Here is a 14,677-nt window from a genome sequence, read left to right as displayed (position 1 = left end):
AATTGATGAGTATGAAAAAAAAGACCGCTCCATAAAGGAGCGGCCTCATTAAAAAATTCTTTTTAAAGATGTGATTAATCAATGGCGAATGGGCGGTGTACAGCTGCATAGTCATAGGCCTTATTATAAAGCGCACCGAAATCCTTTTTCAAACTTTTCTTGAATGAATCTTCCATATCGTCCAAAACTCCATTAGTTGCGTTTTGGATCTTTTGCTTCATAACGTCTGATACGCCATCAGCTCCACTCATTGATGTCTTCACAGCGTCTCTTAATGCGATAGCAGAAAGAATCATTGGCAGTTTTGACGTTACTACACCACCAGAAGATGCGGCCTTCATTTGGTTATGGAAAAGTGTTCCATCTTCTTCAATCATCTTTGCCCATTTTTTGTCACGGCTGAAAATTCCACCAGACTCATCGTAAGCAGCATTGATGTTTACAACTTCAGACAGAGATCTTAAAGAGAAGATTTTCATCGTTTCGTTTGGAGTTGCATAACTCTCTGGAGTCATCGTTACTTTAAGGTCAGCAATTAACTCTGGTCCACTCATAATAAATTTCTGAGCTAGAACTAAGTCCGACGGTACTGCGTTTACACTCGATTGGATGAAAGCAGATGACTTCACAACCTCAGCAGCTCTGTGTGGGTTAGAGAAATACATTCTACGTTTTCCGTATAGTAAGCTTGCTGCATCTTTTAGAGATCCAAGGGACTTAACGTTTTTCAATCCAAGGTTAGCACTATCAACCATCAAGAAAGCTGATGTTTTTGACTTAGCAAGGAAGCTGTTTAAAGTCTTAACACTTGCCCCGTCTGAGTTATCTACTAACACTACCACTTTACCAGACAGACCGTTTGCGATCGTCGCTGCGTTTAAGCTCGCAAGTGATAAGTCCAGAACTGAAACTTTATCTGTTCCACCAGCAGCATTTAGAGCGTCAACGAATGTATCTAAACTTTTATCAGTATCAGCAATGATAACTGGAAGTTTTGCTTTTTCTACGTACTGAGCTTTTGCCATAGTGATGAAGTCTTGAGGTAAAACACCGATCAATACTCCGTTTTGCTCAACAGTTGCAGAGATTGATAGATCTCTATAAACATCTTGCTCAGATGTAACCAGAATCTCAGCGTCAGTTAAACTTACACTTGATGCAACAGCGGCCACATTAGAGAATTCTTTTGTAATGATCGCGTTTTGAGAATTCGCTAGAAGCTTAATTTTAAGCTCACCTTTATATTCACGTTTCGAATTATTCGTTAACGTCATTTTAAGTTTATTCTTAGATCCTTTTAGCAATTGAGACTCAAGTGATAATCCTGCAAGAGATAATGGGTAAGCAACTCGAACTGCTTTTTGGTCAGCTGCTTTTACAATTCCATTAGATGCTTTGTCATAAAAGCGTCCTTCTACTGCATCGTTTGTTGCAAGTGGAGAAACAACACTTAGGGCCGATCTGAATACACTTCCTAAACCTGCAGTCACAGAACCTTGAGCTGCACCTTTAACAATAACTAAACTTCTTGCTGGAACTTCTGGAAGTTTTACTGCAGCTCCGTTTTCTAATTGAACTGAAACATTTGTTGCCGATTTAAATCCGTAATTTCTTAAAACAACATTGTGGTTCGTTGTCTCACCTGGTTGGAAAACTCCATCCAGAAGAGCAACACCTTTAATCCCGCCATCAAGCATGTCACTTGATACGAATTCTAAGATTGGGTTGTTGTTATAAATCGCAATAACTTCTGCCGTTCTTTTTTGACGGTAGATTTCTGTTTGAGCAGCAATGTTTGCTGTAAATGTATCGCTTTCTACGCGGTCATAGTTAGCACGTCTAATATCTTCATATCTTTGGTTGAAAGCAAATAGTTCTGATTCAGTGTAACTAGCTTTGTATTCAGCACTTGATCTTGATGGTGATGAATCCAGTTTTTCAAAAGCAATTCTGTAAGCTTCAGCTCTAACGATTGGGTAAGTGCGGGCGTACCCTTGCGCATCACCATCACGTCTACCTTGATCAAAGTAAGATGGGTATTCACGACTTACTGCTGAGTCGTAAGCTGTTCTGTAGTTTTGGTCATAGTATTGATTGTAATCAGCATCGATTCTTCTTTGGAATTCGAAACGAGCGTATTGTCTATAGTTAAAGTTGTATCCATCAGCGAAGGCCTTAACCATAATTTCTTTGCTGTGGTTAATTCTTGGCTTGTAGTTTGGACCGTTAAAGTCCCCTGCGTATTCTGGAGATCTTCTCTGGAAACTACCAGCGAATGATCCATTTAAGTTTACTGATTTTAATTCACCTGATTCTAATTTTTTTGTTGTTTCAAGTTCACCGATGTTGCGTCCATCAGCTTGTCCAGTTGATACAGCACGTGCCATTCCAGCTTTTTTACCTTGGTCAGTTCCTACTGCAGCAGCATTACTTGCATCACCTCTTTTAATTCCGGCAACACGTCCTTCTCTTGAACCTGCACTTTTATTTCCGTTAATTGTCCCTTCATTTGTTCCGTCTCTATTTCCATCAAGAGTCGCGCGAGATGTTCCTTCGCGGTCTCCTTGCTCAGCTCCAGCTCTATAGTAACGAGCTTGCCCGTCTACTGTTCCTTGTTGTTGACCATCGTATCGCCCATCAACCGTTCCGCGATCGTAAGCCGTTTTAGCTGAAAGATCAGCTCCATCCATTGCTCCGTCACTTTGTCCAACGCGAGCACCTTCTCCGTTAATTTTCTTAACAGCTACAATTAAATCATTTCTGTATTGTTCCTGGTTGCGACCAGCGATTTGCATTCTTTGGCGAGCGTCTTCTGTTCTTCTTGCTGAAATATTGAAATCATTTCTAATTTGATCGATGCGAACATTTAAGGGAGCACTTTCTAATTTTACAGCTCCGGCCTGACGAGACTTTTCAGCGATCTCAGCGTCTAGTCTTGCGATTTCAGCAGTTGTCGTTGTGATGGCAGCAGCGTTTACTTCTGGTTGTTGTTTTAGGACTTCTAGATTTCCAGCAAGTGCTTTGCGGCCTGTTGCTAATGAATCAATCTCTCTTTGAAGAGCAGCTGATCTTTCATCTAATGTGCGTTTTTGAGTTTCTAGAACTCTTAACTGATCTGCTAGTTGATTTTGTGATTGTTCTGCACGAACCACTTCGATCTTAGCGTCTTCTGCTCTTCTTACCATGTCGCTTAATTCGCGATCATCGCTTAATCTAAAAGATTGGTTACCAATGTAACCAGGAATTTCTCCGGCAGCATTCGCTTCAACAGCTCCTACTAAGGCGGCGATCAGTAAAAATAATCGTGTGAATAAACGCATAATAAGAGTCTCCCAAGACGACACCAAAATAATAAAAAACGGTTTTTAGGGCCAAAAAGACACTACACTAGTGTCTAATGGTCTCCAAAAACAGTCCGTTATTTTGGTGGAGTTATTATCACATGAGCTTAATGCAAGCACATGGCCAATACTTTATTAAATTTGTTCGTTAAGAAATAATGTTTCATCAGACCCTGAGCTTGTAGTAACTGAATCAGTACAAGTCATCTCAGCAGTCTTTAAGATCATTCCAAAATTTAGGATATTAATTTTTTGTTTGAAAACAGTAACGGCAACATCATGCCCATCAATACTATCAATTGAATCGCTTAGAATTTCTCTTTCACCGGTCCACTTAACTTCAATGCCAAAATCTTCATCGCTGCTATAGTCTTCAAGATTAATTTTTGCTTTAGAAATAGGTGCGCCTGAACCTTCAGCCGGAAGAACTTCCATTTCAGAAATACCATTAGCAACATGCAATGAGATCCCTTCGCTACTCGTACATTTTAGTTCCCAGGCACCTTCTGCAAATACATTTGATGAAATAGTAAGAATGATAAAAGTAATGAAGATTTTCATAAGTCCACCTGTGGTCTTTAAAGTTATAATGGTGAGATTATAACCGGCCTTTTGGCCTTACAGGTGGACGTATGAACTAATTACATAGGCCTATAAAGAACTGTACATATCATAGCGAACCTGACGGTAGCCCTTGATGTTTTCCAGCGCCTTAAGCTCTTTAAATGACAATGCCTGATTCAGGATTCGCGACCTTATATCAGAGCTGATCTTTCTTTCTTGTTTGTGCCAAGTCGTAAGGATAGCTCTCAAAAAGCGCGCGTGTCTCATGATTTTCAGCATCCATTTACTAGGTGAAAAATCAAACTCGATCTTCTTTTCGCCCAAATCGAAACTTGGTCTGTTTAAGAAGGTCTTCTTATATGACGTTCCTAAATCACCATACGTTGTATCGTCCGAAAGTTTCCTCATCGGGCTGATCATCATATGAGCAATATAGACTTCATCTTTAATGAAATAAGTTTTAGCGATGGATCTAAGGGCCATGGCAAAAAGATTAGACTCTAATCCTGCGTATAAACTTACTAGTTTTTTAACATCACCGACGAATGAATCGATATGTGCTCCACGATCAAAAATAATCATGTCGTGTAAGTATCTTGCAATAAACTCTTCAGGGATTTTAAACTCTGCTGGAATCAATTTTACAATTTCACTTTTTTTAGCTTTAAAAAGCTCTACTAAAGATGAACCGTTAAATAATGAACTGTCTTTTAATGAGGCTTCGTAAAGATCGATCATCGGAACCACTGCGCTGGCGATTCTTAAGTCTTCGCCAAGAGCAAGTCTTCTTCCTAAAGTGAAGGCCTTTAGGTTGTTGGCAAGTTCTGCTTTTTTCATCGTGCGGGTAAAAGCGTCTTCTAAGTCTTTCAGGTCAAAAGGAATTAATCCCATTTGAAAAGCAGCTCCAAGAATAATGGCCGAAGCGTAAACACTCTTTCCTAAATGATTTTCTGACACTTCTTTCATTGGAAGAAGTTTCACTCTTTCTTTTAAAACGTTTTGCAGTTTTTCAGAAAGGGCGATTTCATTAATTGGATCGCGCTCAGCTCCTCTATCTAATAGAAGAGTTAAAGGGATCTGGAATTTTTGATCCAGGATCGCCATTCCTTTTGCATTTAAAAAATTCAGGTGGTGAGATCCATCTAATAAATCCGGAGAAAGTAATACGTCAGCTCCACCCATTGGTGTAACTTGAGCGTGGGACTTCCCTTTCTTATATAGTGCTAAATGGCTCGTTACGTTTCCATTACGTTGAGCAAGACCTTTTTGATCAACGAATTTAAAATCAATGTCAGTGCGGTTCCCCATCACTTTTGCAGCTTCGGCAAGAACACGTGAAATGGTCGTGACTCCTGATCCACCAACACCAGTTACAACGGCACGGTAATCGACACCGCTTGCGATTGAATCGAGAGTTTTCTTTCTGTCTGGTAATGGAAGTTCAGTTTTCAAATCAACTGAGTTTCCATTGGTATTGGCACGGTATTTAGTCGGGTGGTAATCCGCGACTTCAACCAATTCAAAACTTGGGCACACTTTAATTTTTGTACAGTAACTATCGCTCACACAAATTTGTGGATCAATAGTGACCTTCGTTCCGTAAGCATCAAAAGTTTGTGAAAGTCCCGGGCATCCCGTTAACTCAACACAAGCACGGCAGTCTTCACAAGCATCAGTATTGATCTGATAAAACTTCTGAACTGGGATGGTTTCGTTCTTATTAAAGATTTTTCTCTCTTCAGCTTTTTTGCGGCCATGAAAAGTCAGTGCACACTCTTTATTAGAGATAATAACTTTCGTGCCTTTCTTTAAAATCATTTCACGCATTAAGTTCTGATAAAAGTATCTATCACTCGGATTGATTTCAATCGCTTCTTGAACACCTAACGCTGTTACAAGTTTCAACATATCCTGAGCTGGACGTTTAAATCCTTCAACCGACTCACCTGTACGTGGACTCATCTGGTGACCAGTCATTGCTGTGTTGTCGTTATCAAGAAGAATATAAGTGATGTCGTGATTCATCTGAACAGAGTTTGAAATATCAGTAATCCCCGAATGAAAGAATGTTGAGTCTCCCATTAAAACAACCGAAGGATTCGTCGTAAATAAATCCAGACCTGAACCTAATGCTCCCCCTTGCCCCATGGCCGAAAGGTTGTGCATTTCTTTGAATGGCTCAAGAAAAGATAATGAATAACAACCTACATCTCCATGAGAGATTAGATTGATATTTTGTCTTTTTAAATGGCCTCTTAAATCTTTTAATAGTGAAAGAGTTTCTCTATGCGGACATCCCGGACAAAAAGTCGGAAGTCTTCTTGGCATGATTTCATTTAACGTCACGCCTGGAACTGATGGATGGCAAGCGCCCAAACCAAGCTTGGTAAAAAGAGTTGAAACTTTATCTAAAACTAGATCGTAATTTAGACCGCCAGATATTGGGAAACCTTCAGCACCATCAAAGCTTTTTCCGTAGATTTTGCACTGAAGATTGTTTCTATTGATCACTTCTCTTAGTTCAGTTTCTAAAAATCCTCTTTTTTCTTCAACAACAATTAAAGTTTCAAGGTTTTTTAAGTATGGAACTAATAGGTCATCAATTAATGGATAAGGTGCTGCCACTTTATAGAGAGAAAAACGATCAAGAGCATCGTTATCATCAAGAACTTGTTTTAAGATTTCAAAAACGGCACCACTTGTGATGAAACCAACTTTTGAATCCATATTTCCAAATTTTAAGTCTAGAGATTTTGCTTTTAAAACATCAAACACTTTCGGGAAACGATCTTTGATCATTGCCACGTCAGCTTTAAATGAATTGGGTGGAACCATAACGTTTTTTGAAAGATCAAAAGTCGCTGGGTCCAGTTCAATTAACGTTGGATCGATTTTTACTTCTTCTCCAATTTCAACACGCCCACCACCTTCGGCCATAAAAGTTGTCAGTAGTAATCCCTGATAAACCGAAGTTTCCAGAGAAATTTCTAAAGCAACTTTAATCCAGTCTTTCAATTCCTGTGGAGTTGATGGATCTAGAAAAGGAATGTGTAAATGTTTAAATAAATATCTTGAGTCAGCAGGGCTTGAGGTAGAAATCGACCAAGGGTCATCTCCAACAACAACAACCACGCCACCAGTTCCGGGATTTGCGAAGTTACCTACCGAAAGAGCATCTGCCGCCACATGAAGTCCCATGGATTTCATCGCAACAAGTGCATTTTTGTGAGCTTGTTTTGCACCAGAGGCCATCGCAGCGGCATTGGCCTCACTGTTGGCGATTACGACACGAATGCCTTTTTCTTTAAACTCGTTTTTTCTTTCATAGAGAATATTGAAATAATCCGCTAGCGGAGATCCAGGATATCCGGTGTATAAATGAAATCCGGCCTCCAGTGCGCCTTGGATAATAATTTCGTTGCCGTTGAGAATTTCAGTTGTCATTCTTATCTATGCTCACTCTAAATTAATTTTTTGAAATAAAGAGTCTCATAAAATTCATATTAAGCAAAATAACAGTGCGACGATTGCAGGTATTCCCTGGATAAAAAAGATTCTTTTATTTACAGAATACCATCCGTACAAGCTTGCAATGATGACACAATCTAGAAAAAAGATTTTTAACGGCAATGCCATATGCTCTGGAGCAAAAACCGACCATAAAAGACCGGCCGCAAGAAAACCATTATATAATCCTTGGTTAGCCGCTAAAACCGCACTTCTTTTTGCAAACTCAGCGTCATTTTTGAAAGTTTTCATCCCCAAAGGCTTCGTCCACATGAACATTTCCAGATAAAGAAAATATAGGTGCAAGACAGCAACTAAAACCACGAATCCATTTGCCAAAATATTCATAAAGTTTCCTCTTAAATTTATCTTTCGTTATTTGCTAAATACAAAATGCTAATGTTACTATTTTGGAACTTTTTTAATGAAATTACCAAGGAAAAACTCATGTTTAAAATGACTGCGATTTACAAAGTTCCATCTGACGTTAATGCATTTGCTGATTGGTTTGCAGCTCATACTGAACTTGTTAAAAAAGTTCCTCTTACAAAAGAAATCAGAGTGACAAAAATTACTGGTGGCCCTCGTGGTCCAAGTGACCTGCATTTAATCACTGACCTTTTATTTGCTTCAAAAGAAGATTTCAAAACGGCAATGAGTTCTCCAGAAAACATGGCATGCGGAAAAGATGCTTTCACAAACTACAAAGACATCGTTTCAGTTCACTTTGCTGAAGAAGAAACAATTAAGGTTTAATAAAAATGGAAAACATTTTACTAGAGTACCCTTACAAAAATAACGAGCACATTGCTTTAGTCAGACTTAACCGTCCTAAAGTTCTAAACGCTCTTTCAACTGATTTAATGAACGAGCTGGTTGATTGCATGCTGGAGCTGGATCAAAATCCAAGTGTCCGCGTGATTATCTTAACTGGTAACGAGCGCGCGTTTGCTGCTGGTGCGGATATCGCCCAAATGGTGACAGCGTCTCCTATCGATCAAATTAACGACAACCGTTTCCGTACTTGGGAAATGTTACGTTTAATCACAAAACCAATCATTGCTGCCGTTAACGGATTTGCTCTTGGTGGTGGATGTGAGCTGGCGATGTCATGCGATTTAATTATTGCTGGTGACGACGCGAAGTTTTCTCAACCGGAAATTAAAATCGGAACGATCCCTGGTGCCGGTGGAACACAACGCCTGACTCGCGCGATTGGAAAATCAAAAGCGATGATGATGGTTTTAACTGGTGACATGATTGATGCCAATACAGCATGTGACTGGGGACTAGTGGCAAAAGTTGTTCCTGCGCCGACTCTTCTGCAAGAGACATTTGAATTAGCTAAAACAATTGCTGATCGTGCTCCTGTAGCTGTTCGCCTGGCAAAAGAAGCTGTTAACAAATCTTTTGAAATGACTTTAAAAGATGGAATGGATTTCGAACGTAGGAATTTCTATTTAACTTTCTCTTCTCTTGATCAGAAAGAAGGAATGAAGGCTTTCATGGAAAAACGTTCTCCAAACTATCAAGGAAACTAAACATGTCTCAATTTAAGTTTATTAAATATGTCGAAGACAACAGAACTGTGACGATTACTATGAATCGTCCGGAGCTTTACAATGCGCTAAATGCAGAAGCAAAGATGGAAATTGTTCAGGCAATCCGCGAGGCCAACAAAAGCCCTAACGTTCACTCGATTATTTTAACGGGCGAAGGAAAAGCATTTTGTACTGGTCAGGATCTAAACGACAGAAGCGTTCAAGCTTCAAATAATGCAATTGATTTAGGTCACACTCTGCAAACAGAATGGAACCCGTTAGTCACAGCTATTCGTGATTCAAAAAAAATCGTGATCGCTGCGGTTAATGGAGTTTGCGCTGGTGCCGGTATTTCAGTAGCGATTTCTTGCGATTTGATTGTAAGTAAACCCGCAGTGAAATTTGTAGGAGCTTTCAGCAAACTTGGATTAGCTCCAGATGCTGGATCGACTTATATCTTTTCACGTGCACTTGGATACCAGAAGACCATGGAATTTTTCTTAATGGGTGAAGCTCTTACATCAGAAGAACTACATGCCGCTGGTTTAGTTAATGCTTTAAGTGATGATCCTTTGGCAAAGGCCAATGAGTACGCTCAAAACATTAATAAGCTCTCACCTCTTTCAACTGAGATGATTAAGAAAAACATTAAAGCGTCTCTTGATTCAAATTATAACGAATCAATTGAGCGCGAAACCCACGTTCAACGTTTCCTTGGAAATAGCTCAGACTACAAAGAAGGATTGACGGCATTTTTAGAAAAAAGACAACCACAGTTTACGGGTAACTAAGCGGAAAAAATGCAGCCGCAGCTGCATTTTTACTTCGCTTGAATGAATAAAAAGATAAACAACTTAACCAGAGATCCGCTTAGCATATTTAAGGAGAATTTATGACAACTACAGCACGTTCGTACGCACCAGAAGAGCTAAAACTTTTCCAGGAAATCAAAGACGGAAGAACTTTCGAAGCAACTGATGACATGCCGGCATTCTACCGCAAGCATTTATTAAACCTTTTATGGATGCAAGGAGATTCAGAATACTCTGGAGCTCTTGGATACATGCCATACATTGAGAAAGCTCCAACTCTTCAAGAGAAAGTTTTAGTTGCTCAAATGGTTAAAGATGAAATGAGACACGCTTCAGTTATTTACAAGCTTCTTGAAGAACTTGGACAAAACACAACTGAGCACATCGCTAAGACTGATCTTGGGTACAAACTTGATGAAGACCAAATCAACATCGGTTTCAAAAGATTAAAAGACGACTACCGTGTAAATATTTTTTACTACGACATCAAGTACTGGACTGACTATATCCTATTCAACTTTTTAATGGATAGAGCTGCTGGTCACCAACTACAAGACACTTTCAACTCAAGCTACATGCCATGGAAGAAAGCGATCGAAGGAATTTACAAAGAAGAAGTTATGCACTTAGCTCACGGAGATAAGTGGGTTCGCCTTCTGTCAAAAGATCCTGAGCAAAAGAAATTCCTTCAAGAAAGACTTAACCTTTGGTGGCCAAGAGTTATGAACATTTTTGGTTCAACTCAAGGTGCTTCAAACGACCTTTACGTTAACCTTGGTTTAAAACAAAGAACGAACGGAGAAATCCGCGCGGTATTCGTTAAAGAAATCGAAGAAATGTGTGAAGAAGCAGGATTAACAATCCCTGAGTACAGAGAAGAAGATCAACCAGTCAGAGAAGCCAAAAAACACTAAGAAGAAAACTAAATGGAAATAAAAAGCGTCGTCGTTATTGGAACAGGAACTATGGGGCAAGGAATTGCCCAATGGTTCCTGCAACAGTCACTTACTGTAGAAATGGTTGATAGTAACTTTGAGTTTGCTCAAGCAGGGCAAGCTAAGATTTATGATCAGCTTGATACACTCGTGACCAAAGGCAAACTGCAGTCTGCTGATGTAGAGAAATTTAAACCGCGCTTACAGGTGAAACATCTGGCGGAAATTGATCCACAGGCAGATTTAATTGTTGAAGCTATTTATGAAGACAAGGAAGCTAAGAAAGATCTTTTTAGAAAACTTGATGAAATGATGAAGCCCAACGCAATCATTGCTTCCAATACGTCGTCTTTCCCTATTACTGAACTGGGGAAAGATTTAAGCGATGCCCGCCAGAAGCGCTTTTTAGGACTGCACTTTTTTAATCCGGCAACAATCATGAAACTAGTTGAAGTGATCAATGGACTGGAAACAGACCGTTCAATCTCAACAGAGTTGATTACCTGGTTTAACCAAAAAGGAAAAGTGGCCTGCGAGTGCAATGATGCTCCAGGATTTATCGTCAACCGCGTGGCCCGCAATTTTTATGGCGAGTCTCTACGTGCGGTTGAAACTTATGACTTAGAAAAAATAAAAGAAGTAGATAAGGTTATGCGTGAAGTGGGTGGATTTAAGATGGGGCCATTTGAACTAATGGACCTGATCGGAATCGACGTTAACTTAAGTGTAACTGAATCTGTCTATAAAGCTTTTTTTGATGAACCACGCTTTAAACCTCACCGTCTGCAAAAAGAGATGGTTGATGGAAAGCGATATGGAAGAAAAACTAAAAAAGGATTTTATAGTTATGAATAATGAACCAAATATTTTAGTTATTATCGATGACGTTCATCCAATGTTTGAATTGATAAAAACTCAATACGAAACCCGCAATGCTAAAGATGCGCTAGCAAGCTTTGAAACTTACGATCTGGTTGTAGACTTAACTCTCTTAAAGACGAAAGCTAAAATCGTTTTTCTAAAAGAGCTGGCAAGAACAACGAAAGCAGAAATCATCAGCGACCTGACACACTGCTGGGGAGAAATGGTTTTAAAACACACTCCTAAAGTCACTGGGGCCATCTCTCTTTTATTTTTCTCGCCTACAAATAGTGTTGAGTATTTCGCTCCTGCTGAAAAAGCACAAAAACAAATAGAAGACTTTCTCAAGAAACTTGGAAAAACCGGCGTTAAACATCAGGATTTAAAACTTGGTTTTCACTACCCGAGAGTTATTTCAATGATCGTCAACGAAGCCTACTTCGCTCTTGGTGAAAACCTGGCGACTCCTGAATCAATTGACCTCGCTATGAAAAACGGTGTGAACTATCCAATGGGACCTATTGAATGGGGACAAAAAATTGGATTGAAACATATCATCGATTTGCTTTCTGAATACTCAGAAATCACTGAAGACCCTCGCTACAGAATATCAACAGCATTAAAACTGACAGGAAAATATATATGAAAAGAACATTTATCGTTCATGCAAAAAGAACTGCGATTGGAAAACTAAACGGAAAACTTTCAACAGTTAGAGTTGATGATCTTCTGGCGCACGTTTTTACAGACATCAAAAACAATATCAACTTTGATCCAACGTTAATTGACGACGTCATCGTTGGTTGTGCTAACCAAGCTGGTGAAGACAATAGAAACGTTGCCCGCATGGCCGTTATTTTATCCGGACTTCCATTAGCTGTTCCAGGAACAACGATCAACCGTCTTTGTGGATCTTCCCTAGACGCTGTTATTGATGGATTCGGACGTATTCAAGCTGGTATCGCTGATTGTTTAATCATCGCTGGAGCTGAAAGCATGACTCGCGCTCCTTACGTTCTATCAAAAGCTGGAGACGCTTTCGGACGCGATCAAAAAATGTTCGATACAACTCTAGGTTGGAGATTTGCTAATCCTAAGATGGAAAAAATGTTTCCATTATTTACGATGGGTGAAACAGCGGAAGAAGTAGCTAACCTTTATAAAATCTCTCGCGAAGAGCAAGATCAATTTGCAGTGAACTCTCACAAGAAAGCAATCGCTGCTTGGGACAGAGGAGATTTCGCTGATGAAGTCCTTCCGGTTACAGTTGAGTTAAAAAAAGAATCATTCGTATTTGCAAAAGACGAATGCCCTCGATCTGATTCAACAATGGAAGCTCTGGCAAAATTAAAACCAGTCTTCAGAAAAGATGGTTCAGTGACTGCAGGAAACTCAAGCCCGATGAACGATGGGGCCTCTGGACTTCTTATGGTTAGTGAAGAATTTATGAAAAAACATAACCTGACTCCGATGATGGAAGTGACAGGAGCAGCGACTCGTGGAGTTCATCCGAACACTATGGGAATCGGGCCGGTTGAAGCAGTTAAAACTCTTCTACAAAGATACAATAAAAAGATTTCTGATTTTGATGCAATTGAATTGAACGAAGCATTCGCTGCTCAGTCAATTGGATGTATCAAAGGATTAGAACTTGATCCAAGTAAAGTGAACTTAAATGGTGGAGCAATCGCTATCGGTCACGCTCTTGGAAGTTCTGGAACAAGAATCGTGACGACTCTTGCTCATCAGATGAAGAAAAATAAGAACATTAAAGAAGGTCTGGCAGCAATGTGTATCGGTGTTGGCCAAGGGATCGCTGTAAGTTTTAAAAACGTTTAGGATTATTTATGATTAAGTCCCTACTACTCTCTCTTTTAGTTATTTCAGCGAGCGCTCATGCTGTCACTGAACCTCCTCACATTGGCCCTGTTGGCGGGCACTTCAGTAAGATTGAAATTTATCGAGTTGAAAAATTAATTGAAAGAAAACTTCAGGACAGTGACAAAGGTGCGGAGTCAGTTGAAGACCAACAAATTGCCATGCTTCTTGCAGTTGGTAAAAAGGCCAGCAAGTGGATTGAAGTTGTTAATACAGCAAGACCAGTTGGACAAAAACTTGATTTATCAAGTCCTGGGTCATCTGGTGGTATCCCAATGGATAATCCAATAAAGAGCAGCACTGAAATTATTATGAAATCTTATAATGATTTCTTAGCAAAGAGCTCACCTCTTATCACTGATGTTGTGACAAGCTCTCAAGAGCTATCAGTTAACCCACCAGTGAGTGATGAAGAATTTGTCACTACGTTAAGAACACTTGACCGTATCTACTCATCGACAATCAGATGGGCCGGTCAGCGCGAGTACAAAGCTTGGTACATCAATAAAGCAATTTACGACATTAGAGGATTTACTTTTTTAAAGAACACTCCAAACCTTGAAGAGACATTAAACTCTTATCCAACTCTCTCAACTGAAGATAAAGCGAAATACTACGGATGGCTTTTTGGACTTTGTAAGAATGGAGATTTCGGGCCTGCTGATTGTAAAGTTGAATTAGATAAATATGTTGGAACCAACAAATTATTTAACTTCTATAATCGCTTTCTAAAATACGGTCAGAGTATGCACGACCTGTTTTTTACTTTAAAGAAAACACGCGCAGAAATTAAGTGGAATGCTGATCGTACGATCTTGAATTCACCTTTTCAAACTCCTGAGCGCACTGACGTTCAGAAGTGGCTTAAAGAAAATATTGAAGACGAATGGCAAGGTGCCGGCTTCAATTTGGTGATCGATTATAAAAAGAATATGTCGAACTACCCTCGCATTGAATTCAAAGAAGGTGTCACGGCTCACGTTAATGAATTAGGTGGTAACTTAATTACGATGGAAGCGGAATACCCGATCGAAACAAAAGATCAAAAATATACCATTCGCCACGAGTACGGACACGTTATTGGTTTTCAGGATTGTTATCTTGAATTCTACGACACATCTGAAAAATCGATGGTCTACTATGAAGTCGACGTGAACAACATCATGTGCTCGAGAAACGGTAAATTACAAGCAACACATATTGAACAACTACAAAAGTCTTATAAATAACGAAGGAAT

12 protein-coding genes are annotated in these 14,677 nt (G+C 39.5%); 8 read left to right on the top strand and 4 right to left on the bottom strand.

Annotated elements, in window-relative coordinates; all coding sequences use genetic code 11:
• Positions 1-74: 74 nt before the first annotated feature.
• From SHI21_RS17525 to SHI21_RS17510, 4 genes are all read right to left on the bottom strand, one after another.
• Entirely contained in the window at positions 75-3,320 is a 3,246-nt protein-coding gene (locus tag SHI21_RS17525; protein ID WP_323578273.1) for a hypothetical protein, read from the bottom strand.
• A gap of 156 nt (positions 3,321-3,476) precedes the next feature.
• A complete protein-coding gene (locus tag SHI21_RS17520) occupies positions 3,477-3,902 on the bottom strand; it encodes a hypothetical protein (RefSeq protein WP_323578271.1) in 426 nt (141 codons plus the stop codon).
• A 90-nt stretch (positions 3,903-3,992) separates the two neighbouring features.
• Entirely contained in the window at positions 3,993-7,349 is a 3,357-nt protein-coding gene (locus SHI21_RS17515) for a 2-oxoacid:acceptor oxidoreductase family protein (RefSeq protein ID WP_323578270.1), read from the bottom strand.
• A 54-nt stretch (positions 7,350-7,403) separates the two neighbouring features.
• On the bottom strand, positions 7,404-7,760 hold the full coding sequence (locus SHI21_RS17510) for a DUF1304 domain-containing protein (RefSeq protein WP_323578269.1): 357 nt from the start codon (positions 7,758-7,760) through the stop codon (positions 7,404-7,406).
• Positions 7,761-7,859: 99 nt separating this feature from the next.
• On the opposite strand from SHI21_RS17510, the gene SHI21_RS17505 reads away from it, so the two are divergent.
• The 8 genes from SHI21_RS17505 to SHI21_RS17470 all read left to right on the top strand — a co-directional run bounded on the left by SHI21_RS17505 (position 7,860) and on the right by SHI21_RS17470 (position 14,668).
• Positions 7,860-8,168 carry an EthD family reductase gene (locus tag SHI21_RS17505; protein WP_323578268.1) on the top strand — a complete coding sequence of 103 codons (309 nt, stop codon included), beginning with the start codon at positions 7,860-7,862 and terminating at the stop codon, positions 8,166-8,168.
• A gap of 5 nt (positions 8,169-8,173) precedes the next feature.
• Positions 8,174-8,953: an enoyl-CoA hydratase-related protein gene (locus tag SHI21_RS17500; protein WP_323578266.1), complete on the top strand. Its 780-nt coding sequence runs from the start codon at positions 8,174-8,176 to the stop codon at positions 8,951-8,953.
• Positions 8,954-8,955: 2 nt separating this feature from the next.
• Entirely contained in the window at positions 8,956-9,744 is a 789-nt protein-coding gene (locus tag SHI21_RS17495; RefSeq protein ID WP_323578265.1) for an enoyl-CoA hydratase/isomerase family protein, read from the top strand.
• A gap of 101 nt (positions 9,745-9,845) precedes the next feature.
• Positions 9,846-10,679: a 1,2-phenylacetyl-CoA epoxidase subunit PaaC gene (locus SHI21_RS17490; RefSeq protein WP_323578263.1), complete on the top strand. Its 834-nt coding sequence runs from the start codon at positions 9,846-9,848 to the stop codon at positions 10,677-10,679.
• A gap of 12 nt (positions 10,680-10,691) precedes the next feature.
• Positions 10,692-11,555 carry a 3-hydroxyacyl-CoA dehydrogenase NAD-binding domain-containing protein gene (locus SHI21_RS17485; RefSeq protein ID WP_323578261.1) on the top strand — a complete coding sequence of 288 codons (864 nt, stop codon included), beginning with the start codon at positions 10,692-10,694 and terminating at the stop codon, positions 11,553-11,555.
• On the top strand, positions 11,548-12,207 hold the full coding sequence (locus SHI21_RS17480) for a 3-hydroxyacyl-CoA dehydrogenase family protein (RefSeq protein ID WP_323578259.1): 660 nt from the start codon (positions 11,548-11,550) through the stop codon (positions 12,205-12,207). The genes SHI21_RS17485 and SHI21_RS17480 overlap by 8 nt, the downstream gene beginning before the upstream one ends.
• Positions 12,204-13,400 (top strand): thiolase family protein, encoded by a 1,197-nt coding sequence (locus tag SHI21_RS17475; RefSeq protein ID WP_323578257.1) that lies wholly within the window; start codon positions 12,204-12,206, stop codon positions 13,398-13,400. The genes SHI21_RS17480 and SHI21_RS17475 overlap by 4 nt, the downstream gene beginning before the upstream one ends.
• Positions 13,401-13,408: 8 nt before the next feature.
• On the top strand, positions 13,409-14,668 hold the full coding sequence (locus SHI21_RS17470) for a hypothetical protein (protein WP_323578255.1): 1,260 nt from the start codon (positions 13,409-13,411) through the stop codon (positions 14,666-14,668).
• The last annotated feature ends 9 nt before the right edge of the window (positions 14,669-14,677 follow it).

The sequence above is a fragment of the Bacteriovorax sp. PP10 genome, assembly GCF_035013165.1.
Classification (GTDB): domain Bacteria; phylum Bdellovibrionota; class Bacteriovoracia; order Bacteriovoracales; family Bacteriovoracaceae; genus Bacteriovorax; species Bacteriovorax antarcticus.
This window is presented reverse-complemented; position numbering and strand designations above follow the sequence as displayed.

Excerpts from the sequence above, each read along its gene's own strand:
- SHI21_RS17525 (WP_323578273.1), bottom strand. The coding sequence starts at position 3,320 with ATGCGTTTATTCACACGATTATTTTTACTGATCGCCGCCTTAGTAGGA.
- SHI21_RS17520 (WP_323578271.1), bottom strand. The coding sequence starts at position 3,902 with ATGAAAATCTTCATTACTTTTATCATTCTTACTATTTCATCAAATGTA.
- SHI21_RS17515 (WP_323578270.1), bottom strand. The coding sequence starts at position 7,349 with ATGACAACTGAAATTCTCAACGGCAACGAAATTATTATCCAAGGCGCA.
- SHI21_RS17510 (WP_323578269.1), bottom strand. The coding sequence starts at position 7,760 with ATGAATATTTTGGCAAATGGATTCGTGGTTTTAGTTGCTGTCTTGCAC.
- SHI21_RS17505 (WP_323578268.1), top strand. The coding sequence starts at position 7,860 with ATGTTTAAAATGACTGCGATTTACAAAGTTCCATCTGACGTTAATGCA.
- SHI21_RS17500 (WP_323578266.1), top strand. The coding sequence starts at position 8,174 with ATGGAAAACATTTTACTAGAGTACCCTTACAAAAATAACGAGCACATT.
- SHI21_RS17495 (WP_323578265.1), top strand. The coding sequence starts at position 8,956 with ATGTCTCAATTTAAGTTTATTAAATATGTCGAAGACAACAGAACTGTG.
- SHI21_RS17490 (WP_323578263.1), top strand. The coding sequence starts at position 9,846 with ATGACAACTACAGCACGTTCGTACGCACCAGAAGAGCTAAAACTTTTC.
- SHI21_RS17485 (WP_323578261.1), top strand. The coding sequence starts at position 10,692 with ATGGAAATAAAAAGCGTCGTCGTTATTGGAACAGGAACTATGGGGCAA.
- SHI21_RS17480 (WP_323578259.1), top strand. The coding sequence starts at position 11,548 with ATGAATAATGAACCAAATATTTTAGTTATTATCGATGACGTTCATCCA.
- SHI21_RS17475 (WP_323578257.1), top strand. The coding sequence starts at position 12,204 with ATGAAAAGAACATTTATCGTTCATGCAAAAAGAACTGCGATTGGAAAA.
- SHI21_RS17470 (WP_323578255.1), top strand. The coding sequence starts at position 13,409 with ATGATTAAGTCCCTACTACTCTCTCTTTTAGTTATTTCAGCGAGCGCT.